Raw genomic sequence first — 23,171 nt, 5'->3', positions numbered from 1 at the left:
GGATCAGGTCGCGGGGCGCGTCCCTCCAACGGTCGGCCGAGCCTCGCGAACACGCAGAAGACGAACAGAGAGGTTCGCAGCATGCAACGTCGCATCACGCGGCTCGCCGTGGCACTCGTCACGGTCACGGCAACGATCGGGCTCACGACCACCGTCGTGACCCCGGCGACCGCCACGTCCACCGAGGAGCCCATCCCCGTGCTGACCGGCCCGGAGCTGTCGGCGTCGTGGGACGCGCCGCTCAGCACCCGCGGTCGGTACGTCGTCGACGCCGACGGGGACCGGTTCAAGCTCAAGTCCGCCAACTGGGACGGCGCTCAAGGGCACTGGAACGGCAGCGGCGACAAGAACGATCCCGCCAACCACAACAGCGGCATCAGCTACGACATCCCCATGGGCCTTGACCGGGTGCCGATGGCCACCCTCATGAGCGACTTCCACGGGCTCGGGCTGAACAGCATCCGGCTGTCCTTCTCGAACGAGATGCTCGGCATGACGGCCCCTGTGCCCGACGTCGCCGTGACAGCCAACCCCCAGCTGAGGGGCATGACACCGCTGCAGGTCTTCGACGAGGTCGTCGAAGCGCTCACGGCCGACGGGTTCGCCGTCATCCTCAACAACCACACGACGACGTCGCGCTGGTGCTGCGGCGCCGACGACGGCAACTCCAAGCCCTACAGCAGCCAGACGATCGAGAAGTGGATCGGTGACTGGGTCATGCTCACCGAGCGCTACGCCGACAATCCCCGCGTCGTGGGCATGGACCTGCGCAACGAGGTGCGTCGCGACATCCTCGACGACCCCAACTGGGGCATGGGCGACAAGAACGACCTGTACAAGTCCTACCAGCAGGCCGGCATCGCCATCCAACGCGCGGATCCTGACGTGCTCGTCATCATGGAGGGCATCAACTTCCAGGGCATCCCGACCGACGTCACCTTCCACGACCGGCCGCACCTGAAGCCCGTGCGCAACCTGTCCAACACGCTGCTCTACCCCGACAAGATCGTCTACGCCGCGCACATCTACGGGTTCACCGGACCCCAGCACACGGGCGCGACCGGGCTCGGCGAGACCACGGACCTGCGGTACCGCGACATGACGGCGGCACAGCTCAAGGCCTCCGTCACGGAAGCAGCGCTCTTCGTCAACACGACCGGTCAGCACTACACGGCCCCCGTCTGGTTCAGCGAGTTCGGCACCACCGGTGCCGGGCAGACGAACGAGAAGGAGAAGGCGTGGTGGGTCAACTTCACCGACATCCTCGTCGAGAACGACAGCGACTTCGCGGCCTGGCCCCTCGTGGCCCACGCCACGGACGACGGCAGCTTCGTCGACACCTTCTCGCTCCTCGCCTACAAGGCCGACGGCACCCGGCTGAGCATCGCCGACGACTGGCGCTACCCGCAGTGGAAGAAGCTCGTGACCTCGGACGGCAAGACCGGTCCCGTCGCTCCCGAGGTGCGCTGGAACATGCTCGGCAGCGGGAGCCACTCGCCCGACACGAACGCCTCGGCCCTCATGAACGACCGGCCCGACTGGGACCCGGGCCGGTGGAAGGGCAGCTGCCCCGACACGCAGCGTCTCGTGGGCGTCGCACGGAGCACCAACCGCGCGCTCTGCACCGACAACCTGCAGCCCGCGCTGACCACGACCCGCACGGTCGTGAGCAACGAGGCGTACGTGCAGAACGACTGGGCGAGCGGCTACGACAAGCTGCAGTGCCCCGCCGGGCAGATGGCTGTGGGCTACAGCCTGACGATCGGCACGGTCAACAAGTGGTCGACGTCGAAGCTGCTGTGCGCGCAGCCCGAGACCGCGCTGCCGTCGAACCAGGGCCGCAACGTCTGGTTCGACCAGGGCGACAACCGGCCGGCAGGCGGCGGCTCGACCGCGAGCGACTGGGCGCCCGGCAGCTACAAGGGCCAGTGCGGCGACGGCGAGTACATCGCGGGCGTCGCGTTCACGTGGCGCTGGAACCACGGGGGCACGCCCGACGCGCTGCTCTGCAAGCCGCTCGGCTGATCGACGGCTGAGCAGCACGGGGACGAGGTGAGGGCCGGGTCGCAGCTGCGACCCGGCCCTCACGTCGTCGCCGCGTCAGGCGAGCGGTGGCAGACGGACCTCGTGCAGGACCTCGCCTGCGAGGTCGCGCATCGTGAGCACGAGCTCGTCGGCGGACGCGGTGCCGTCGATCCACGCGGCAGCCTCGTCGGACGTCGGGTCGGCATCGGGACCGCCGCTGATGAGCTGCGCGTACGGGAACTCCTCGGTCGCGGGGAGCGAGGTCTGGTAGTGCGTGTGGCCCGACACGACGATCTGGGCGCCCCACCCGACGAGCGCGTCGTGCCACGCGTCGCGGCTCATGCGGCTGAACCAGTCGTAGCCGTCGGCGTCGTAGTCGACGACAGTCTCGTCGATCCACCGCAGCGGGATGTGGCAGAACACCACGCGGTAGGGAGCGTCCGCGATCTCGGGACGAGCCGTGACCTCGCGCAGCCACCTGGCCTGCTCGGCGCGCAGCGGCTCGAACGCGACACGTCCCTCGAAGGTCGGGTGGGCGTCGGGCTTGTCCTCGCCCGTGTGCAGCACGACGCATGCGACCGGACCGATGCGGAAGGCCGTGAACGGCCGCCCCTCCGGCGTGGCGACGAAGTCCTCGAGCTGGTACGCCCACGTGCCGCGCACGTCGTGGTTGCCCACGACGACCGCGAGGGGGCGGCCGTCGCTCACGTCCAGGCCCGCAGGGTTCAGGACGGTCGTGGTGAACTCCGCGGGGTCCGTCCAGTCGTTGCAGAGGTCGCCGTTCCAGACGAGCACGTCGACCTCGGGCGTCGCCTCGTGCAGCGCCCTCAGGGTGTCGTCGCGCTGGTGGGTGTCGTTCCACACCGCGAAGCGCGCGTCCTCGGACGAACCGTCGAGCGTGCGCACCGACTTCCACGCGCTCTCGTGCCGAGGGGACGAGGCGTCGACGGCCTCGGTGACGGTCCTGATGCGCAGGGTCGAGCCGTGCGGCAGGCTCTCGACCCGCACGCGCAGCACGCGGGCCCCCTGGGGCACCATGCCGAACGCGTCCCCCGACGCGGTGCCGCGCGAGCCGTCGTCGGCCTCCCACTCGACCCAGCCGCGGCACAGCCGGCTCACGCCCCAGACGACCTCGAAGCCGTCGGGGCGTGGGGCCATCACGACGGGAGGGCTGGTCACGAGCGCGCCGGTCATCGTGCGTCCCCGAGGGTGAGCACGAAGCGGAAGCGCAGGTCGTCGTCGAACCACATGGTGAAGTTCGTCCCCCAGACGTTGTTGTGCAGGTTCACGTGAAGTCCTTCGTCGGGATCGGGCAGGGAGTTGTCGAAACGGAGCAGCGCGGGGCGCCCGACCGCGACGAGCGCCGCGTCGAGCGGGCGCAGCGAGAAGGTCCGCGCCGCTGTGTGGGTGACCTCGGCCACGGCGTGCAGGCTGCGGTTGCCGTTGCGCACGACCGACCGCGGGTCGACCGGCGTGTCGATCTTGGTCAGCCGCCAGTCGCCAGGCTCGGTGCGCGGGCGGAAGCCCAACCACCCTGCCTCGGGGAGACGGGAGGCATCCTTGCCGCGCAGGTCGAGGGTGATGCCGACCGGTCCTGGATCGCCCGGGAAGCGGTACGTCAACCGGATGTCGCGTGGCCCTCCCCACGTGTCGCACGCCGCGTCGGGCAGGGCGAGCTGCAGCGTCACGACCGTGCCCGTGCCGTCGGCCGAGCGTTCGCCCGCCACGACGCGCGGGGCGAAGGTCGTGGCCGGCAGCCTCTCGGCGATCGCGAGGCCGGGCTTCGACTGGTCGGGCACCGCCCACAGGGCGTTCTCGTCCATGTCGCGGCAGTACTCGCGCATCCACCGGGCCTCGTCGCGCTCGTCGAACGTCTCGTAGCGGTAGGCCGCGAGCGGGTGCTCGGGTCCCGCCCAGTCCGTCCCCGCGGGGTCGACGAGGGAGACGAGCGAGCCGTCGGGGCCGAAGCGGACCCGGTAGGCGCCGACGTCGAGCGTGGCGTCGAGGTCGACGGGCGTCCCGCTCGACCCCGTACCCGTGCCGGGGGCCGGGCGGGTCTCGGCGATCGCGGCCTCGGCCTCGGCCCGGCGCTCGGGCGAGAGCGCGGCGAGCGCGCGGTCGACGTGGGCCCGCTGCTCGGCCCACGAGCGTTCGAACGCCGAGTAGGCGAGGCCCTGCGGGCTCGGGTGCTCGGTGTACGCCCAGGCGTACTCGTCGAACGCGGCCGGGTTCCCGGACGGGTCGACGACGTCTGCCGCGCGGGCGCGCTCGAAGTCGGCCTTCTCGTAGCTCACGTAGTCGGGCAGGTAGGTCTTGAGGTCCTCGCCCCAGGTGTGCTCGGGCACGAGCAGCAGCCCGTCGCTGAACGCGTCGCACTCCTGGGTGCCCGGTACGAGCGCGCCCGAGGCGACCCACTCGGTGCGCAGCCGCAGCAGCGCCCGCAGCCGTGCGGTCAGCACGGGATCGCTCGCGACGCCGTGGATCCAGGAGTCGCCGATCTCCTGCTCGAGCACCGGCAGGGTCGCGCGGGCCGCGACCGCCTCCCGGCTGAAGGCGTCGAGCGTCGAGGCGATCACCCGGGCGCCCGGGTACGCGGCCTGGAGCTCGGCGAACAGCGCCTCGACCTCGTCGACGGGCGGCGGTCCGAAGTTGTCGCCCGTGTGCGCGAGGTGAAGGGCCTCGGTGCCGCCGGGCACGACGGCCACACCCAGCTCGGTCGCCCCGTAGCTCCGCGCGTAGTTGACGACCACCTCGCTGCCGTCGGGAGCGCGCCAGACGAAGAACTCCGGCACCTCGGGCACCGCGGAGGCCCCGTTGACGCCCAGGTGCAGGAAGTCGAGCCCGCCGCGGGCGAGGAAGGGGACGAGGCCGATCGTGTGGCCGGGGACGTCGGTCATCTTCGCTGCTCGGGTGCAGTGGCCGAAGCGGGCGTCGAGCGACCGGCCGATCGCGATGCCGTGCTCGACGAGGCCGGCGTCCATGAGCTCGGTGTGGGTCGTCATCGGGAGCCCGTGCCAGGTCACGTGACCGGCCCGGATCGCTCGTTCCAGGGCTGCTCGTCCGTCGGCGTCGCCGAGCCGGAGCGCCTCGTGGATCAGCCAGGAACCGGTGGTCCAGACGAAGCGGGCCGCCCCGCCCCTGCGCACGAGCTCCTCGGCCAGCGCGATGGCGCGCGGCAGGTACTCGTGGACGTACCGATCGGTGACGTTCGCGGCGGTGTCGGTGAACCCCAGGTCGAGGTGGGTCTTGAAGACGACGTGGACGGTGGTGATCGGTCCGTCGGCCGGGGGTCTGGTGCCCGGTTGGGCGAGGGGGGTCGCCAGCATTCGTTACTCCTTCGTGACGTGCGGTGGCTCCATGCTGTTTGCGTAAACATACTAGGTCCCACTATCTTCCTGGTAACGCAAACACCCACGAAGGAGTGCGGCCGCGCATGTCGAAGAAGTCATCCGTTCAAGATGTGGGCGCCAGAGCGCACATCGCTCTGGCGCAGGGACCGGTCGAGCCGTCGACCGTGACCTCCGTGCACGTGCCGACGGCAAGAACCACAGCACCTCCACGGCGGCGCGTCCGCCGGGACTGGGCCGGCTGGTGGTTCGTCGGACCGTTCATGCTGGTCTTCGCGCTCGTCTTCCTCGCGCCGTTGTTCTACGCGATCTATCTCAGCCTCTTCCGCGAGACGCTGATGGGTGGCAACTCGTTCGTGGGGGTGGAGAACTACGCACAGGCCCTGACCGACCCGAAGTTCTGGGAAGCCATGGGCAGGGTCGCGATCTTCCTGCTCGTGCAGGTGCCGATCATGCTCCTGCTGGCGCTGTTCGCAGCCCTCGCCCTCGACAGCGCCCGACTGCGCTGGGTGCCGTTCTACCGGCTGTCGATCTTCCTGCCCTACGCCGTGCCCGGGGTGGTCGCGGTGATGATCTGGGGCTACATGTACGGCTCGCAGTTCGGCCTCGTCGCCGACCTGAACCACTTCTTCGGGGTCGAGCTCCCGTCGCCGCTCGCGACGAACCTGATCCTGGTCTCGATCGGCAACATCGTCACGTGGGAGTTCGTGGGCTACAACATGCTCATCTTCTTCTCCGCGCTCAAGTCCGTGCCGCAGGAGCTCTACGAGGCCGCGGAGATCGACGGCGCCGGGACGTTCCGCACGATCTTCTCGATCAAGCTCCCGTCGATCCGAGGAGCCCTCGTCATCGCCACCGTCTTCTCGGTGATCGGCAGCTTCCAGCTCTTCAACGAGCCGTCGATCCTGCAGACCCTCGCGCCGAACTCGATCCCGTCCTACTACACGCCGAACCTCTACGCCTTCAACCTGTCGTTCGCCGGTTCGCAGTTCAACTACGCGGCAGCGATCGCGATCATCTCGGGAGTCATCACCATGGTAGTGGCCTACCTCGTCCAGCTCGGCGGCGAGAAGAAGGGGGCGGGGGCATGAGCGCCGTCAGCACCGGGCGCAGGCAGGGCCGCACGCCGAGCCGTCTCGCCAGCGGTCGGATCCCGGGGGACGAGTCGCGCCGTGCGAGGCCGAAGCCTCGGCACAAACGCCCCTCGCTGCTGCTCGGCGTCCTCATGACGCTCATGGTCCTGTACTGCCTCGTGCCGCTGTGGTGGCTCGTCGTGAACTCGACCAAGACGATGGACTCCCTCTACGGCTCCTTCGCGTTCTGGTTCAGCGGCGAGTTCTCCCTGTTCCAGAACATCGCCGACACCTTCACCTACCAGGACGGGATCTTCCTGCGCTGGCTCACGAACACGCTGTTCTACGTGGTCGTCGGAGCCGGGGGCGCCACGCTGCTCGCGACGCTCGCCGGCTACGGCCTGGCGAAGTACAAGTTCCCCGGTCGCAAGTGGGTGTTCGCGATCATCCTCGGCGCGATGGCCATCCCCGGCACGGCGCTCGCGGTCCCGCAGTTCCTGCTCTTCAGCGGCCTCGGACTGACGAACACGCCGTGGTCGGTGATCATCCCGGCGATGGTGAGCGCGTTCGGCCTCTACCTCGTGTGGGTGTACGCCCGCGACGCGATCCCCGACGAGCTGCTCGAGGCGGCACGCCTCGACGGTGCCGGGGAGATCCGCATCTTCTTCGTGATCGCGCTGCGACAGCTCGCGCCGGCGCTGATCACGGTGCTGATGTTCGCGGTCGTCGCGACCTGGAACAACTACTTCCTGCCGCTCATCATGCTGAGCGACGCGCAGTGGTACCCGCTCCCCGTCGGACTGGCGCAGTGGTCCGCCCAGTCGAGCTCGATCGGCGGCCAGGCCATCCCCCACCTCGTCATCACGGGATCGCTGCTCACCGTCATCCCCATCTCGGCGGCCTTCCTCTACCTCCAGCGCTACTGGCAGTCGGGGCTGACTGCCGGGAGCGTCAAGTAGTCCGGTTCATCCGGTACCAGAAATCGAACAACCAACCGCAAAGGAATCACCTCAATGAAGAGAATCTCCACTCGCCGGTGGGAGCGCCTCGGAGCCGTCGTCGGCACCGGTGCACTGCTCGTCGGAGTGCTGGCCGGCTGCAGCACCGGCACGGCCGGGACCGACAGCGGCTCGACCGACACCGACAAGGCGCTCGAGGGCGATGTCACGCTCACCTGGTGGACCTGGTCGGACGACACCCAGGTGATCGCGGACGGCATCTCGAAGGCCTACCCGAACGTCACGTTCGACGTCGTCAAGCTCGAGAACCCGGATGCGGTGGTCACCAAGCTGCAGAACGCGATCAAGGCGGGCAAGGGTGCCCCCGACCTCGTACCGGTCGAGTACCAGACCCTCCCGCAGCTGACTCTCGGCAAGGCGCTCGCCGACCTGAACGGCTACGGTCTCGACACGTACGAGGACGGGTTCACGGCCTCGACGTGGAACGCCGTCAACGTGCAGGACAAGCTCGTCGCGCTCCCTATGGACTCGGGCCCCATGGTCATGATCTACAACAAGGACATGTACGACAAGGCCGGCGTGACGGCCGCACCCACGACGTGGGACGAGTTCGCGGCGGCGTCGCAGGCGATCCACGCGGCGGACCCCGAGGCCTACATCGCGAACAGTGGTGACGCGGGCTTCTTCACCAGCATGATCTGGGCCTCGGGCGGTCAGCCGTTCCGGACCGACGGCGAGAACGTCACGATCGACCTGCAGGACGAGGGCACCAAGAAGTTCGCCGACTTCTGGGGCGAGCGGCTCACCGCCGGCGAGCTCTCCGGCCTCTCGACCTGGTCGGACGAGTGGTCCAAGGCGCTGACCCAGGACAAGCTGGCGACGCTCCTCATGGGCTCCTGGATGATCAGCGGGATGGACGACTACGGTCCCGCGGGCAAGTGGCGCGTCGCCCCGGTCCCGTCGTGGGACGGTCAGCCGGCCTCGGCCGAGAACGGCGGCAGCGGACTGGCCGTGACCGAGCAGAGCGCGAACAAGGCCGCCGCGGCGGGCGTCCTGAAGTTCCTCGCCGACGGTGAGGGGCGCGCACTGCTCAACACGACGGGCTTCCCCTCGACGGTCGCGGACCTCTCGAACCCCGAGTTCCTCGACTTCCCGTTCGAGAACTACGCGGGCCAGCCCGCCAACCAGGTCGGCGCGGCCTCGGCGGCGTCGGTCGTCACCGACTGGCAGTACCTGCCGTACCAGGGCTACGCCAACAACGTGTTCGGTGACTCGGTCGGCAAGGCGCTGGGCTCGAACGGCGACCTCAACGCGGCGCTCCTCGAGTGGCAGGAGACGCTCGTCGCGTTCGGCAACGAGCAGGGCTTCAGCGTCAACGAGTAGCACCGATCGCACCATCCCGCGGGGCTGTCGCCGTCACGGCGGCCGCCCCGCGGGCCATTCCACGACCTACAGGATGATGCATGCCCAGCTTCGCCATCGGTGAGACGGACTTCCTTCTCGACGCCGTCCCCTTCCGCGTCCTCTCGGGCGCGCTGCACTACTTCCGCGTGCACCCCGACCAGTGGGGCGACCGGATCCGCAAGGCACGCCTCATGGGGCTGAACACGATCGAGACGTACGTGCCGTGGAACGAGCACGCGCCGGTCCGAGGCGAGTTCCGCGCCGCTGGACAGCTCGACCTCGGCCGCTTCCTCGACCTCGTGCACGCCGAGGGGATGCGCGCCATCGTGCGTCCGGGCCCGTACATCTGCGCCGAGTGGCACGACGGGGGACTCCCCGGGTGGCTCGTCGCCGACCCGGCGATCACGCTGCGCTCGAGCGATCCCGCGTACATCGAGGCGATCGGCGAGTACCTCGAGAAGGTCTACGCGATCGTCGGGCCGCGCCAGGTCCAGCACGGCGGGCCGGTCGTCCTCGTGCAGATCGAGAACGAGTACGGGGCCTACGGTGCCGATCACGAGTACCTGCGGCGTCTGACGTCGATGACCCGCGCCCTGGGGATCGACGTGCCGTTGACCACGGTCGACCAGCCGACCGACGAGATGCTCGCGAACGGCGGTCTCGACGAGCTGCACCGGACGGCCTCGTTCGGTTCGCGCGCGACCGAGCGTCTCGCGGACCTGCGCCGTCATCAGTCGACCGGGCCGTTGATGTGCTCGGAGTTCTGGTGCGGCTGGTTCGACAGCTGGGGCGAGATCCACCACACGACCTCGGCCGAGGAGTCGGCGCGCGAGCTCGACGAGCTGCTCGCGACGGGAGCCTCGGTCAACATCTACATGTTCCACGGCGGCACGAACTTCGGGTTCACGAACGGCGCGAACGACAAGGGCACCTACCGGCCCATCGTGACGTCGTACGACTACGACGCACCGCTCGCCGAGGACGGCACCCCGACCGAGAAGTACTGGCGCTTCCGCGAGGTGATCGCGAAGTACGCGCCCGTGCCCGACGAGGTCCCCGAGGAGCGGGACGACGCGCCGGTGCTCGAGGTGCGCTTCGACCGCTCCGTGCCGCTCTGGTCCGTCCCGGTCATCGACGCGCAGACCTTCGACCACCTGCCTGACGCGACCGAGCTCGGCTCGACGCGGGGGTTCACCTGCTACTCGACCACGGTCGAGCACGGAGGGCTCCTCACGTTCACCGAGGTGCGGGACCGCGCCCAGGTCTTCCTCGACGGCGTGCCGGTCGGGACGCTCGACCGTGAGCTCCACGAGAAGATGACCCCCTTGCCCCGCGGGGACGGCGGCCGGATCGCCGTCCTCGTCGAGAACCTCGGCGGCGTGAACTACGGCCCGCGGCTGGGCGAGCCCAAGGGGCTCATGGGCCCGGTGACGCTCGCCGGCGTCGAGATCGCGGAGTGGGTCGCCGGACAGGTCCGTCTCGACGACCTCGGGCCGATCCGGGAGGCGCTCTCCAGCGCGGGCGACGGGACAGGGACGGACGCCCGTCGGCGCGGGGACGAGAGCCCGGCGGTCTGCGGACCGGCGTTCGTGCGTGGTTCGTTCGTGCTCGACGAGCCGGCAGACCTTCACCTCGACCTGCGCGGGTGGGGCAAGGGCGTCCTGTGGGTCAACGGCGTGAACCTCGGCCGCTACTGGAGCCGTGGGCCGCAGCGCACCTCGTACGTCCCGCTGCCCGTGACCCGGGCCGGGGAGAACGAGGTGCTGGTCTTCGAGACGATCGGCGCCGCCACGGCGACCGCGCAGCTCGTCGCCCGCCCCGAGCTCGGACCGACCGAGGCGTGAGGATCCCCGTGGGGCTAGCCGCGAGCCGGCCCCGTGCTCGCGCGGACCACGAGACGCGTCGGTACCAGGACCTTCTGCGTACCGTTCGGGTCGCCGTCGATGATCGAGAGCAGCAGCTCCGTCGCCTGCCGGCCCACGGCGTCGAAGTTCTGGTGCACGGTGGTCAGCGCCGGCCAGTACGCGGCCGCGTCGTCGGTGTCGTCGAAGCCGACCACGCTGACGTCGTCGGGCACCTTCCAGCCGTGCGCATGGATGGCGTGCATGGCTCCGAGCGCCATCTGGTCGTTGCCCGCGAACACGGCCGTCGGTGGCTGGGTGGAGGCGAGGAGGTCGCGCATGCGCTCCATCCCCGAGGTCGCCGTCCAGTCGCCGACGACCACCGGGCGCGGCTCGAGCCCGGCGTCGGACATGATCTGGCGGTAGGCGGCGGCTCGGCGCTTGGCCGAGAAGGACGTCGCCGGTCCGGAGATGTGCGCGATGTCGCGGTGCCCGAGGCCGAGCAGGTGCTCGAGCGCGATCCGGGCGCCCTGCTCCTGGTCGGTGTCGACGATCGTGTACGGCAGCTCGGCGTCGGAGTCGACGATGACGAGCGGGAGGTCCGCCGTGAGCTTCAGCTCGTCGAGCGAGTCGAGCTCGGCCGACATCACGAGGATGATGCCGTCGACGGCCTGCTCCTCGAGCCGGCTGAAGGCGCCCGCGACCTCGAGCTGCGTCGGGTCCTCGACGGGCAGCAGCGTGGTCGTGTAGCCGGCGGCCTCGCAGGCCTCGGCGATGGCGTTGAGCGTGCGCTCGGTGCCGAGCGTGGCGAGGTTGAAGGTGACGAACCCGATGCTGCGGAACCGGCCCGACTTCAGGATGCGAGCAGCGCTGTTGGGCCGGTAGCCGAGCGCCTGCATCGAGACGCGTACGCGTTCTCGCGTCGAGGCCCGGACGTTCGTCTGCCCGTTCGCGACGCGCGAGACGGTCTGTGCGGAGACTCCCGCGTGCTTGGCGACGTCGTTGATCGACGCGCGCGGCCTGGACGAGGGCTCGGCGCCCGGCGATGTGTTCGATGAGGACGTCATGGTGGCGCAAACAATAGCGGAATTCTGCCGTTCCGTCCTCCCTCGTCCTGAAACTCGCAAGAACCTGTACGACCACCCGAAGAGAGGTCCCCGATGACCACCGACCGACCCGTCCACGGCCTGGTCCTGCGCTCCGGCGGCGTCGCCCTCGCGCTCGATCTCGCCGACGGCGCCCTTCCCTCCGTCGTGCACTGGGGGGCCGACTGCGGCCCCCTCGACGAGCGCGGCTTCGACGCCGTGCGCAGGTCCGCGGTCCTGCCCGTGGGCGCGAGCGAGGTCGACGTCCCCGTGCGGGTCGCGATCCTGCCGGAGCACACGCGCGGCTGGATGGGCCGCCCGGGACTGAGCGGGTCGCGCGGGGGCACGGCCTGGTCGCCACGCTGGCGCACGACGTCGGCGCTGCTCGACGGACGCGAGCTGCTCGCGCCCGCGGCTCTCGCGGTCGTCGACCACGGCAGCGGGACGCTCGTCGTCACGGCCGTCGACGACGACGCCGAGCTGAGTCTCGCGCTCACCGTCGAGCTGTCGGCCGCGGGGACCGTGCGCCTGCGCGCGGAGGTCGAGAACACGGGCGAGGGGCACTACCAGCTGGACGAGCTGCTGCTCTGCCTGCCCACCCCGACCGAGGCGAGCGAGATCCTCGACCTGGCCGGACGGTGGGGCGGCGAACGAGCGCCCCAACGCAGCACGGTGATGGTCGGCGCGCACCGCCGAGAGGGCAGGCGCGGCCGGACCGGGCTGGACGCGGCGACCGTGCTCTCGGTCGGCACGCCGGGGTTCGGCTTCGGTCACGGCGAGGTCTGGGGGGTGCACACCGGGTGGTCCGGCAACCACGTCCACCAGGTCGAGCGGGTCCTGGGCGGCGAACAGCTGATCGGCGGAGGGGAGCTGCTGCTGCCTGGCGAGGTGCGCCTCGCCCGCGGTGAGCGGTACACGAGCCCCTGGGTCCACGGCTTCTACGGGGCAGGCCTGGACGACGCGGCACGGCGCACGCACCGGTACCTGCGCTCGCGCCCGCAGCACCCGACCTCGCCCCGCCCCGTCACGCTCAACGTGTGGGAGGCCGTCTACTTCGACCACGACCTCGACACCCTGCGGGAGCTCGCCGACCGTGCGGCCGAGCTCGGCGTCGAACGCTTCGTGCTCGACGACGGCTGGTTCGGCGGGCGGCGCGACGACCGCGCGGGCCTGGGGGACTGGTACGTCTCGCCCGACGTGTGGCCCGACGGTCTGCACCCGCTCGTCGACCACGTGCGTGGCCTCGGCCTGCAGTTCGGGCTGTGGTTCGAGCCCGAGATGATCAGCGTCGACTCCGAGCTCGCACGCGCGCACCCCGAGTGGATCATGGCGACCGGAGGCCGGTTGCCGGTCGAGGCCCGCCACCAGCAGGTCCTGAACCTCGGGATCCCCGCGTGCTACGCCCACGTCCGCGACGCGATGTGCGCGATCCTCGACGAGTACGACATCGCGTACATCAAGTGGGACCACAACCGCGACCTGGTCGACGCGGGATCCGGGCCCGACGGGCGTCCGGGGGTGCACGAGCAGACCCTCGCCTTCTACCGGCTCGTGGACGAGCTGAGGTCCCGCTACCCGGGCCTGGAGATCGAGTCGTGCTCCTCGGGCGGCGGTCGGGTCGACCTCGGGGTGCTCGAGCGCACCGACCGCGTCTGGGCCTCCGACGACAACGACCCCCTCGAACGTCAGCAGATCAACCGGTGGACGGGCCAGCTCGTGCCCCCCGAGCTCGTCGGGGCCCACGTCGCGTCGGGTGCCTCGCACACCACGGGCAGGGTCCAGGCGCTGTCCTTCCGGGCGATCACCGCGCTGTTCGGGCACCTCGGCATCGAGTGGGACCTGCGCGCGGCGAGCGCGGCCGAGCTCGCCGAGCTGGCCGGGTGGATCGCGTTCCACAAGGAGCACCGCGCGCTGCTGCACGGAGGAGAGGTCGTGCGCCTCGACCATCCTGACGCCTCTCTCGCACTGCACGGCGTCGTGGCGGCCGACGGCTCGGAGGGCGTGTACTCGTTCGCCTCTCTCGCGCGCGCCGCGGTGGCGAGCCCGGGGCGCATCCGGCTCCCCGGGCTCGGACGCGACGTGACCTACCGCGTCGGACCCGTCCTCGTGGGAGGCGTCCCGCAGGGGGCCGACCCGGCTCCGTGGTGGGACGGCGGCCCGCTCACGCTGAGCGGTGCGGTCCTGGCCACCGTGGGCGTGGTGATGCCCGCGCTCCGGCCCGAGCAGGCCGTCCTGCTCCACGCGGTGCGCGTGGCCGACGGCGCCGGCCCTGTCGGTGCCGGCCCGGTCGGTGCCGGCTCCGAGGGCGGGGACGTGCCGGGGGGAGCGGAGTGACCGGGTCGGTCGTCGCCGTCGTCCTCGGTGCTGCGGTCCTGCACGGCACCTGGAACGCGATCGCCAAGGCGATCCCTGCCCGGCTCGTCTCCTCGACGCTCATCGCGCTCGTGTACCTCGTGGTCGGGGGAGCGGCCTGCCTGGTGCTGCCGCTCCCCGAACGGGCGGCGTGGCCGTACCTCCTGGTCTCGGCCGCCGTCCAGACGCTCTACCTCCTGCTGCTCACGGCCGCGTACGCGAAGTCGGAGTTCGGGAGCGCCTACCCCCTCACCCGTGGCATCGCGGTGCTCGGCATCACCCTCGTCTCGACGGTCTTCCTCGGGGAGGTGATGACCGCAGCGCAGCTCGGGGGTGTCGCGGTCGTCGCGCTGGCGCTGCTCACGCTCGCGTGGGCACCCAAGGGCCGCGCGAGCGCGACCGGCACGCTCATCTCGGTCGTCGTCGGCCTCACCATCACGGCGTACTCGGTGCTCGACGGCGTCGGGGTGCGCCTCTCGGGCGAGCCGCTCAGCTACGCAGCATGGCTGTTCCTGCTCCAGGGGGTCTCGATCCCGCTCACGTGCCTGCTCCTGGCACGGGACAAGGGTGAGTTCGTCCGAGGGCTGCGCACGCACGCACCGATGGGGGTGCTGGGCGGCGTCCTCTCGCTCGCGGCCTACACGATCGTGGTCTGGGCGCAGTCGATCGCACCGCTCGCGGTCGTCTCGGCGCTGCGCGAGACGGGCGTGCTCGCGGCCGGAGCGATCGGCTTCCTCGTGTTCCGCGAACCGCTGAGCGCACGGCGCGTCACGGCGACGATCTGCGCCGTCGTGGGCATCGTGGCGATCCGGCTCGGCGCCTGAGGGGACCTCCGGCCGAGAAGTGAGCAGATGCCCCTGGATCGCTCGATCCGGGGGCATCTGCTCACTTCTCGGCGCAGGCCCCACGCGCAGCTCCCGGCGCGAGACGCCCGTCAGAGCCTGTCCGCGAGCTCCTCGAGCGTCTCGGAGACGCCGGCCTCGAGCTTGATCGTCGCGAGCGGGTCGCCCCGGGTCGCGCCGCGGTTGACGATCACGACGGGCTTGCCGGTCTTCACGGCGTGCTTGACGAACCGCAGCCCGCTCATGACGGTCAGCGACGAGCCCGCGACGAGCAGCGCGTCCGCGGCGTCGACCATGGCGTAGGCCCGCTCGACCCGCTCGCGCGGCACGTTCTCGCCGAAGTACACGATCTCCGGCTTGAGCATGCCGCCGCAGAACTCGCAGGCCGCAGGCACGAAGTGCGCGGTCGACTCGATGACCGCGTCGGCGTCGGGAGCGGTCTCGACGTCCTCGAGGTCGCCGATGCTCTCGAGGAAGTGCGGGTTGAGCTCGGTGAGGCGATCGGCCAGGTGCTCGCGCGAGACGACGCGCGAGCACGACAGGCAGATCACGCGGTCGTAGCGCCCGTGCAGGTCGATCACGTTGCGCGAGCCCGCGTCCTCGTGGAGCAGGTCGACGTTCTGCGTGATGATCCCCTCGAGGACGCCGCGTTCCTCGAGCCGCACGAGGGCCTTGTGCCCGCCGTTGGGGTGCGTGCGGTGCACGCGCTGCCAGCCGACGTGGTTCCGCGCCCAGTAGTGACGGCGGAAGGCCTCGTCGCCGACGAACTGCTGGTACGTCATGGGGTTGCGCGGGGGAGAGTCGGGGCCGCGGTAGTCGGGGATGCCCGAGTCCGTCGAGATGCCCGCGCCGGTCAGGGCGGTCAGCCGCTTGCCGCGCAGGAGGTGCAGGACGTCGTCGGTCGTCGGGGTCGTGGCAGGGGTCTCCGGTAGCACCGTTCGAGCGTACGACGCGTGCCTGAAGATCGGGTGAACCTCCCGGACGGGCCTCGGTGGGACGAGGTGTAAAACACCTGTTGACGGGGCAAAAGGGACGCCTCGGGGACCAGTAGGAAACTTATTGGTTAAGGGTCTTGGCAAAGGTTCTCAGCACGGCTAATGTGCGAGGCGTCCGAACAAAGTTCCGGGCGTGCCCGGAGGAGAGCAACGAGGCCCTTCATGCAAGACACACCCACGCGCCGGCTCGCGCCGGTGGCGATCGCCGCAGCAGCGGTGCTCGCGGCATCCGTCCTGGTGGCCCCCGCTGCCCAGGCCGTCGCGACCCAGTCCGTCGCTTCTGCCAAGCCCGCTGCGACGACCGCAGGTCCCGACGACATCAACGGCTACCGCAGCGTCGGCTACCTCATGGCCGACAGCCCCGTCACGCGCGACTTCCACGTCGCGAACCTCGTGTCCTCGGGCGCGATCAAGGACCTGACCCACCTCAACTACGCGTTCGGCAACGTCACGACCGACCTGGTGTGCGACATCACCGAGGAGCCCGGCGAGGGTGACGCGCAGAACGACTTCCTGCGCCTCGTCCCCGCCAAGAGCTCCGTGGACGGCAAGGCCGACAAGCCCGGCCAGGCGCTCGCGGGCAACTTCAACCAGCTCCGCAAGCTCAAGGAGGTCAGCCCGGACACCAAGATCCTCGTGTCGCTGGGTGGCTGGACCTGGTCGGACAACTTCTCCGAGGCCGCCTCGACGGCCGAGGGGCGCACCCGGCTCGTCGACTCGTGCCTCGACATCTACATCAAGGGCAACCTGCCCCAGATCGGTGACAAGGGCGGCCCGGGTGCTGCGGCCGGCATCTTCGACGGCATCGACATCGACTGGGAGTGGCCCGTCACGGGCGGCGAGACCGCCAACGCACGCCCCGAGGACAAGGAGAACTTCTTGCTCCTCATGGAGGAGTTCCGCTCCTCGCTCGACGCGCTGGGCGACCAGGACGGTGAGGACTACCTGCTCACGGCGTTCGCGCCGGCCGGCGGCTGGAACGCGGGTCAGGGCGGCTGGCTCGACAAGCGCTTCTTCGCGTCGGTCGACTTCCTCAACGTCCAGGGCTACGACTTCCACGGCGGCTGGGTCCCCGACAAGACCGGGCACCAGGGCAACCTGCACCCGGACGGCACCGAGAACTGGGGCCTGGGCCTCGACGGCGCCATGGGCATGTACGTGAACGCCGGGGCGGACCCCCAGCAGCTCAACGCGGGCCTCGCGGCGTACGGCCACGGCTGGTACGGCGTCGAGGACGGCAGCGCGGGCTGGAAGCCCGCCGAGGGCTACGTCGGCACCAAGACCTACGCCGAGCTGCGCACGTTCGGCAAGGCGTTCTTCGACCCGACGATCGGTGCGTCGTGGCGCTACGACGGCGACCAGTGGTGGAGCTTCGACGACCCGGCATCGGTCAACGCCAAGGCAGAGTGGCTCGCGGTCCAGGGGTACGGCGGGGCCATGTGGTGGGACCTGAGCGGTGACTACAAGAACGAGCTCGGCGGGACGCTCGGCTCGACCCTGCGCGCCTCGACGCCCGGACCCGGGGTCGACGCGCAGTGCGCCGCACCGTGGTTCGGCTCGGGCGTCTACACGTCGGGTGACGTCGTCTCGCACGACGGCGCCGAGTACAAGGCCAAGTGGTGGACCCGCGGTACGGCTCCGGCAGCGACCTCGGGCAGCCCGTGGCAGAAGATCGGCCCGTGCGGCACGGCCCCCGTGGTCGAGGTCGTCAAGTGCGCCCCGGCGTTCTCGCTCGAGGCGACCTACACGGGCGGCGCCGTCGTCTCCCGTGCGGGCGTCAACCACACCGCCCAGTGGTGGACCCGCGGCGAGGTGCCCGGGAGCAACGTCTGGGGTGCGTGGGACGCGGGTCAGCCCTGCTCGGCATGACCTGCGTGACGGCGGTCTGACCGCCGCGCTGCACCGCAGCACCGTGTCGTGGGCCGTTCCATGACAGGGGAGAGGGGTGCCGCACCGTCGGGTGCGGCACCCCTCTCGTGTCGTCCTGTCGGGTGACGGGCTCGTCCCGTGCCTACGGCCGGCGGACGCGCGTGCCCGACGGCGTCACGTGCCGCTCGTCGTCGCCTCGCCCGTGGCGTCGCTGGCACCGGGTCGGCGTCCTCCGCCACCCATGCCTCCCGTGCCGCCGCCCGCGAACTCACCCGCGGTGGCCGTCGCGACCTGCGTGGCGCCGTCGGTGCTGCCGTCCGACGAGAGGCCCGTCGTGTCGGGCGAGCCGAGCGTCCCGCCCGCCTGGACGACGTACGTCGCGCCGGTCGTGATCTCCGGCGAGGAGTAGACGATGTTCTCCGTGTCCTTGGTGACCTCGTAGGACACGAGGGTCGTGCCGTCGTCGGACAGGACGTGGACCACGGTCCCGGCCGCGGCCGTCTGGTCGAGGTTCGCCGCGACCCAGCCCTGCGACGAGTCGGTGTCCGGCGCGACGGCCATGCCCGAGCTGCCCGCGGCGAGCAGCGTGCCACCCGAGACCGTGAACGCCCCGGCGGTGTCGAGCGCACCGTTGCCCGCGTTCGTCGGGCCCTGGACGACGGTCGTGCCGCCCGTGATCTCGATCGTCCCGTTGCTGTCGAGGCCGTCTCCGCCCGCGTCGACCACGAGCGTGCCGCCCGTGATCTTGAGCCAGTAGTCGCCCGTGTCGGCGCTCTCGCCTCCCGGTACACCGCCCTGGCCGCCGGCCTGACCACCCGGGGCCGCGCCGTCGGGCATCTCGCCGTCGGGCATCGCGGGAGGCTCGCCCGCCGTACCGTCGCCCGGGGCGGCGCCGTCGGGCATGGCCGGCATCTCGCCGTCGGCCGGGGGAGTGAAGTCGTCGGGCATCTCGCCGTCGCCCGCGGGAGCGCCCTGGGGTGCGGTGCCGTCCTGGGTGGTGCCCGCCGCGGTGTCCGACGTGCTGCTCGTCCCGCCAGCGGCGTTCACGCCGTCGTCGGACGACGTGATGTCGACGTCGCCGCCCGCGAGCGTGATGGTCGCCCCCTCGAGGCCCTCGACCGACTCGGTGACCGTGAGGTTGCCGTCCGCGACGGTGACGTCGCCGTCGGCGTGGACGCCGTCGTCGCCCGAGGCGAGCGTGATGTCCCCACCGGAGACGGACACCGCGCCGTTCGAGTGCAGGCCGTCGTCCGCGGCGTCGACGCGCACGTCGGCGCCGCCGCCGACCACGACCCCCACGTCGCCCTTGATGCCCTTGGCGGACGCGTCCTCGGCCACCTCGGCGCCCGCGCCCCCGGCGGCGGCGATCGTCACGGTCGCGTCGGAGACGATCGCGTCGGTCTCGGCCTGGACGCCGTCGTCGCCCGCCGTGAGGTCGACCGTGCCGCCGAGGACCGCGACGTAGCCCATGGTCTCGTCGTCGGCGTTGGTCGACTTGAGACCGTCGGCGACGGCGTCGACCGTGACCGAGGCGTCGCCCGTCACGACCAGGTAGTCCTTGCCGCGGACGCCGTCGTCGGCCGCGTCGACCGCGAGGACGCCGCCCGCGATCACCAGGCCGTCCTTGCTCACGATCCCGTCGGTCGAGGCGCTGACCACGTCGAGCGACCCGGTGCCGCCGATCGTCAGGTCGGCGGAGGAGAACAGGGCGCCGTCGGGCTCGTCGGTGCTGCCGTCGCCATCGGCATCGACAGCCGCCCCCGTCGCCTCGAGGTGGTTCGTCGAGCCGTCGGCGAGGACGACGACGGCGCTCGCCGCGTCGTCCACGACCAGGGCCGAGGTTGTCGAGCTCGTGACGCTCGCGCCGTCGAGCACGAGGCGCACCACGCCGTCGCCCGACGAGGCCACGACGAGCTGCCCGTCGGTCAGGTCCCCCGTGACGCGGTAGGTGCCGGTCTGGGTGATCGTGACGGTCGAGCCGTCCACGCTCACGCCGTCGCCGTCCGCCCGGGCCGTGTCGCCGTCGAGCGAGATCGCGACCTCCTCGGACTCGTCCCACGCGAGGTCCTCGTCGTCGGCTCCCGAGGAGTGCGGCTCGGCGTTCGCGGCCATGGCCTCCTCGGGAGTCAGGCCCGCGACGGCGGACGACGCGGTGGTGGCGGACGCGGCGTCGCTCGTGGTGGCGCTCGTGCTCTCGCCGGCGTCGGCCGAGCAGCCGACGAGCGCGGCGGCGGTGAGCGTGGCGGTCAGGACCGCGGTGGTGACGGTGGTCGGTCTGCGAAGTCGCATCAGATGCTCCTGTCGTGAGAGGTGGTCAGGGAGGGCTCGACGTAGCGGCGGATGACGCGCCGCCACGGCGTGCCCGGCAGGTCGGGGCGGAGGACCGCCAGACCCGTGCCGTACTTGGAGATGCGCTGCGGCCGGTGGCCGCTGCGCCAGAGGAGGTGGTCGAGGCACGACGGCGTCGACCCGGTCTTGGTCTCGACGACGACGAGGTCGGGGACCGCCGCGGTGCGACCGGCGGACGTGCCCTCGTCGAGCAGCCACGTGAGGTCGCTGTCGAGCGTCGCGCGGGCGGCCGGTGCTCCCTGCACGCCGCCAGGGAGGAAGAGCGTGGTGCGCTGGTAGCGGGTCACGAGCCCGGCCGCGAGCGGCAGGTCGGCGGCCGCGGGGATCGCGGCGTCGTCGAGCGTCGCGGACACGAAGCGGCGGCCGTCGCCGAGCGCGCACCTGGCGTCGGGCTCGTGCCCGACGCGCTCCTTGACGGTCGACCCACGGGCCGCGCGCGTCTTGACCTCGAGCCACACCTCGCCCGAGTCCAGGTAGGTGCGGGTGCGGACCTTGAACCGGCGGCGGCGCCGGTGGGCCGCCAGGTGGTAGCTCGTGAGATCGGGGGTGTCGAAGTACACCGACTCGTACGCGAAGTCGCGGCGGCCGTCGATGTCGAGGACCCGCACGCCCGGCTCCCGCTCGACCAGGTCGGCGAGCACCGCGCGCGCCTCGGCCCGGTGCAGGACGTACTTGCGGTCGAGCCGGGTCTGGAGCGAGGCCGACTCGACGAGCTCGTCGAGCGAGATGGGGGCGAACCCCGCGTGAGGTGCGGAGAGGGAGTCGGGCGTGGCGCCGTCGGGCAGGAGCGTGGTCATGCCGGCACCTGCCCTGCGCTCGCGCCGCCCGGGAGGGCGGCCGCGGACGGTGTGGCGTCGCTGCTCGCGATGACGCCGCCGCCCGGGGCGACCTCGTAGCGGACGTCGACCAGGGTCGTGTCGTTGACCAGGTCGAGGCGCTGGACCGAGGCCGAGTGGACGTGCGCCCCGAGGAGCTGTTCGAGGTAGGCGACGAGGCCGACCTCGTCGGGGAAGGCCCGGTCGAGCATGATGACCTGGCTGCGGTGGCGGCGCAGGAGTCGCGGGTGGTCCGCGACCGCCATGACCACCAGGATCAGGGCGCTGCCCGCGACGCCGAGCCAGCCCGCGCTGGTGCCGAGCCCGCCCAGGAGACCCAGGGCGAGGGCGGCGAAGTAGTAGGCGACCTCGTGCTGCGACAGCTCGGTCGACCGCAGGCGGATGATCGACAGGACACCGAAGAGGCCGAGTCCCAGGCCCGCGCCGACCGTGCTGCTCGCGAGCGTCGCGGCGACCGCGAGGACACCCACGTTGACGCCCAGGTAGGCGACGACCAGGTCGCGGCGCCGGTGGCGCGGGAAGTAGAGGCCGAACGTCAGGACGAGCACGGCGACCAGGTCGACGAGGTACAGCGCGAGCTGTGGGGGCTGGGTCACGGGTGACCTCCAGGTGACGGGGAAGTGAGCTCCTCCAGTGAGCCGTCCGAACCTGTGAGGTCCCTATGACCCGGGGTAGCCGGGGATATGAGTTCGGGACGCGGCGTCGGTGCCCGACGGCGGGCCCGGCGTCGGGCGTGCGACGGCGCCTCCCTCGGGTGCCGGCAGGCGCGCGGGGTGCCCGATTCGGTCCAGGCGCCGCGAGCGGGTATCCTTCTGCAGCCGGGACTTCCCGGCTGGGTAGCGTGTCCGAGTGGCCTAAGGAGCACGCCTCGAAAGCGTGTGTGGGTGAAAGTCCACCGTGAGTTCGAATCTCACCGCTACCGCAAGTACGAAGGGTCCCGACCGGTGGTCGGGGCCCTTCGTCGTTGGTGCCCCGGCTGGGGCGCTCTCGCCGGCGGAGCGGATCGTGCCGCTGACGGGGCCCGCGATCTTGCGCCACCTGCCTCGGGTTTCGCGGTCGTGCGGGACGCTTGTGCCCTGCCTGTCTCCCGGGGGTGAGATGTGTTGTTCGTGCAGCCACCACAATGGTGGTGGCTGCACGAACAACACACCCCACCCCGGCCGCTTCCGGACTCACCCCGTCGGGCGCCCGCCAGGTCTGGCGAGTCGTGAGCACCGCACCCGGACAGCGGCCCGTCACCGTCCGCGGCGCCGGCACCGCCGAGACCGACCAGCCCCACGAGCCCATTGGTGAAAGAGTGTCCCCGTGACTTCGAACGACGCCGAGCGCCCAGACGACCAGCCGAGACCGTCGGGCGCCTTCCCTGGCGCGCCCGACGTCGAGTCGGTCTTCCCCGAGGGCCAGGCGCCCAGCGGCGAGCCCGGCGACGGCTCCGCGGGGGCCCCGGCTCCGGGCGCAGCCGTGAGGACTCGCCGCCGCTGGTCGTTCGCGCGCGAGGTCGGCGTGATCGTCGTCGCGGCCCTGGTCATCTCGTTCCTCATCAAGACCTTCGTGGTCCAGCCGTTCGTCATCCCGAGCGAGTCCATGGAGAACACCCTCATCAAGGACGACAGGGTCCTGGCCTCGCGGTTCGTCCCGCGCTTCCTCGACATCCACCGTGGCGACGTCGTGGTCTTCAAGGACCCGGGCGGCTGGCTCGCGAGCCAGCCGCAGCAGGAGTCGACGGGCCTGGTCAAGGCGGGCGAGACGTTCCTGACCTTCATCGGCATCCGTCCGGTGGACGCGGGCGAGCACCTCATCAAGAGGGTCATCGGGCTGCCCGGGGACCACGTGACGTGCTGCGACGCGCAGGGCCGCGTCTCGGTCAACGGCGTCGCGATCGACGAGACGTACATCAAGCCGGGCTCGATCCCCAGCGAGATCGAGTTCGACGTGGTCGTGCCCGAGGGCTCGCTGTTCGTCCTGGGCGACAACCGGCAGAACTCGGGCGACTCGCGCTACAACACGGACAAGCCCGGGAACGGGTTCGTGCCGATCGACAACGTCGTCGGCACCGCGGTCGCCAAGGTGTGGCCGCTCGACCGGGCGTCGCTCATGCGCAACCCGGGGAGCGTCTTCGAGGACGTCCCGGAACCCTGAGCAGACTCACCCGCTCAGGCCGAGCGCGGCACCGCGTCCTCCCCTAGCGTGGTGG

General features: G+C 71.1%; 16 protein-coding genes and 1 tRNA gene. 10 read left to right on the top strand and 7 right to left on the bottom strand.

Features of this window, described 5'->3' with window-relative positions; genetic code table 11:
* The first annotated feature begins 81 nt into the window (after positions 1-81).
* Positions 82-2,025, top strand: a complete 1,944-nt coding sequence (locus ASE15_RS01945; protein WP_056760844.1) for a glycoside hydrolase family 5 protein — start codon at positions 82-84, stop codon at positions 2,023-2,025.
* A 75-nt stretch (positions 2,026-2,100) separates the two neighbouring features.
* Here ASE15_RS01945 and ASE15_RS01940 read toward each other — a convergent pair whose 3' ends face one another.
* Complete coding sequence (locus tag ASE15_RS01940; protein WP_162259108.1) at positions 2,101-3,204, bottom strand: metallophosphoesterase; 1,104 nt, start codon at positions 3,202-3,204, stop codon at positions 2,101-2,103.
* 11 nt (positions 3,205-3,215) lie between these two features.
* Positions 3,216-5,351: a DUF5054 domain-containing protein gene (locus ASE15_RS01935; RefSeq protein ID WP_056760836.1), complete on the bottom strand. Its 2,136-nt coding sequence runs from the start codon at positions 5,349-5,351 to the stop codon at positions 3,216-3,218.
* Positions 5,352-5,539: 188 nt separating this feature from the next.
* Here ASE15_RS01935 and ASE15_RS01930 point away from each other — a divergent pair, with 188 nt between their 5' ends.
* The 4 genes from ASE15_RS01930 (at position 5,540) to ASE15_RS01915 (ending at position 10,652) form a co-directional block, all read left to right on the top strand.
* Positions 5,540-6,463, top strand: a complete 924-nt coding sequence (locus ASE15_RS01930; RefSeq protein ID WP_056646506.1) for a carbohydrate ABC transporter permease — start codon at positions 5,540-5,542, stop codon at positions 6,461-6,463.
* A complete protein-coding gene (locus ASE15_RS01925) occupies positions 6,460-7,404 on the top strand; it encodes a carbohydrate ABC transporter permease (protein WP_056644919.1) in 945 nt (314 codons plus the stop codon). Before ASE15_RS01930 ends, ASE15_RS01925 begins: the two co-directional genes overlap by 4 nt.
* A gap of 54 nt (positions 7,405-7,458) precedes the next feature.
* A complete protein-coding gene (locus ASE15_RS01920) occupies positions 7,459-8,787 on the top strand; it encodes a sugar ABC transporter substrate-binding protein (RefSeq protein ID WP_056644921.1) in 1,329 nt (442 codons plus the stop codon).
* 80 nt (positions 8,788-8,867) lie between these two features.
* Positions 8,868-10,652 (top strand): beta-galactosidase family protein, encoded by a 1,785-nt coding sequence (locus tag ASE15_RS01915; protein ID WP_056760833.1) that lies wholly within the window; start codon positions 8,868-8,870, stop codon positions 10,650-10,652.
* A gap of 14 nt (positions 10,653-10,666) precedes the next feature.
* On the opposite strand, the gene ASE15_RS01910 is transcribed toward ASE15_RS01915, so the two are convergent.
* Positions 10,667-11,716 carry a LacI family DNA-binding transcriptional regulator gene (locus tag ASE15_RS01910; RefSeq protein WP_056760829.1) on the bottom strand — a complete coding sequence of 350 codons (1,050 nt, stop codon included), beginning with the start codon at positions 11,714-11,716 and terminating at the stop codon, positions 10,667-10,669.
* A gap of 93 nt (positions 11,717-11,809) precedes the next feature.
* Between ASE15_RS01910 and ASE15_RS01905 the strand changes: the two genes are divergently transcribed.
* Together ASE15_RS01905 and ASE15_RS01900 are read left to right on the top strand one after the other, a co-directional pair.
* Positions 11,810-14,068 (top strand): alpha-galactosidase, encoded by a 2,259-nt coding sequence (locus ASE15_RS01905; protein WP_082618103.1) that lies wholly within the window; start codon positions 11,810-11,812, stop codon positions 14,066-14,068.
* On the top strand, positions 14,065-14,910 hold the full coding sequence (locus ASE15_RS01900) for a hypothetical protein (RefSeq protein ID WP_056644940.1): 846 nt from the start codon (positions 14,065-14,067) through the stop codon (positions 14,908-14,910). Before ASE15_RS01905 ends, ASE15_RS01900 begins: the two co-directional genes overlap by 4 nt.
* Positions 14,911-15,020: 110 nt before the next feature.
* Here ASE15_RS01900 and ASE15_RS01895 read toward each other — a convergent pair whose 3' ends face one another.
* Positions 15,021-15,863 (bottom strand): NAD-dependent protein deacetylase, encoded by an 843-nt coding sequence (locus ASE15_RS01895; protein ID WP_200960493.1) that lies wholly within the window; start codon positions 15,861-15,863, stop codon positions 15,021-15,023.
* Between the two features lie 222 nt (positions 15,864-16,085).
* On the opposite strand from ASE15_RS01895, the gene ASE15_RS01890 reads away from it, so the two are divergent.
* A complete protein-coding gene (locus ASE15_RS01890; protein ID WP_056760827.1) occupies positions 16,086-17,792 on the top strand; it encodes a glycosyl hydrolase family 18 protein in 1,707 nt (568 codons plus the stop codon).
* A gap of 174 nt (positions 17,793-17,966) precedes the next feature.
* Here ASE15_RS01890 and ASE15_RS01885 read toward each other — a convergent pair whose 3' ends face one another.
* From ASE15_RS01885 to ASE15_RS01875, 3 genes are read right to left on the bottom strand one after another with little or no spacing between them, the layout of a single operon-like run.
* Positions 17,967-20,081, bottom strand: coding sequence for a carbohydrate-binding domain-containing protein (locus tag ASE15_RS01885; RefSeq protein ID WP_056760821.1), 2,115 nt, complete (start codon positions 20,079-20,081; stop codon positions 17,967-17,969).
* Positions 20,081-20,938, bottom strand: a complete 858-nt coding sequence (locus tag ASE15_RS01880; RefSeq protein ID WP_056760819.1) for a polyphosphate polymerase domain-containing protein — start codon at positions 20,936-20,938, stop codon at positions 20,081-20,083. Before ASE15_RS01880 ends, ASE15_RS01885 begins: the two co-directional genes overlap by 1 nt.
* Positions 20,935-21,573, bottom strand: a complete 639-nt coding sequence (locus ASE15_RS01875; RefSeq protein ID WP_056644952.1) for a DUF4956 domain-containing protein — start codon at positions 21,571-21,573, stop codon at positions 20,935-20,937. Before ASE15_RS01875 ends, ASE15_RS01880 begins: the two co-directional genes overlap by 4 nt.
* Positions 21,574-21,812: 239 nt before the next feature.
* Here ASE15_RS01875 and ASE15_RS01870 point away from each other — a divergent pair.
* Both ASE15_RS01870 and lepB read left to right on the top strand, forming a co-directional pair.
* A tRNA-Ser gene (locus ASE15_RS01870) sits at positions 21,813-21,899 on the top strand.
* Positions 21,900-22,282: 383 nt separating this feature from the next.
* Positions 22,283-23,116: a signal peptidase I gene (gene lepB, locus ASE15_RS01865; RefSeq protein WP_082618101.1), complete on the top strand. Its 834-nt coding sequence runs from the start codon at positions 22,283-22,285 to the stop codon at positions 23,114-23,116.
* Positions 23,117-23,171 lie beyond the last annotated feature (55 nt).

The organism is Oerskovia sp. Root22, from assembly GCF_001429135.1.
Classification (GTDB): Bacteria; Actinomycetota; Actinomycetes; order Actinomycetales; family Cellulomonadaceae; genus Oerskovia; species Oerskovia enterophila.
Note: the sequence above shows the minus strand (reverse complement) of the source record. Positions and strands in the feature narration are given on the sequence as shown.

What these genes read in the sequence shown, in the direction of transcription:
- ASE15_RS01925 (WP_056644919.1), top strand. Translation starts at nt 6,460, where the DNA reads ATGAGCGCCGTCAGCACCGGGCGCAGGCAGGGCCGCACGCCGAGCCGT.
- ASE15_RS01905 (WP_082618103.1), top strand. Translation starts at nt 11,810, where the DNA reads ATGACCACCGACCGACCCGTCCACGGCCTGGTCCTGCGCTCCGGCGGC.
- ASE15_RS01920 (WP_056644921.1), top strand. Translation starts at nt 7,459, where the DNA reads ATGAAGAGAATCTCCACTCGCCGGTGGGAGCGCCTCGGAGCCGTCGTC.
- ASE15_RS01885 (WP_056760821.1), bottom strand. Translation starts at nt 20,081, where the DNA reads ATGCGACTTCGCAGACCGACCACCGTCACCACCGCGGTCCTGACCGCC.
- ASE15_RS01910 (WP_056760829.1), bottom strand. Translation starts at nt 11,716, where the DNA reads ATGACGTCCTCATCGAACACATCGCCGGGCGCCGAGCCCTCGTCCAGG.
- ASE15_RS01935 (WP_056760836.1), bottom strand. Translation starts at nt 5,351, where the DNA reads ATGCTGGCGACCCCCCTCGCCCAACCGGGCACCAGACCCCCGGCCGAC.
- ASE15_RS01915 (WP_056760833.1), top strand. Translation starts at nt 8,868, where the DNA reads ATGCCCAGCTTCGCCATCGGTGAGACGGACTTCCTTCTCGACGCCGTC.
- ASE15_RS01945 (WP_056760844.1), top strand. Translation starts at nt 82, where the DNA reads ATGCAACGTCGCATCACGCGGCTCGCCGTGGCACTCGTCACGGTCACG.
- ASE15_RS01890 (WP_056760827.1), top strand. Translation starts at nt 16,086, where the DNA reads ATGCAAGACACACCCACGCGCCGGCTCGCGCCGGTGGCGATCGCCGCA.
- ASE15_RS01880 (WP_056760819.1), bottom strand. Translation starts at nt 20,938, where the DNA reads ATGACCACGCTCCTGCCCGACGGCGCCACGCCCGACTCCCTCTCCGCA.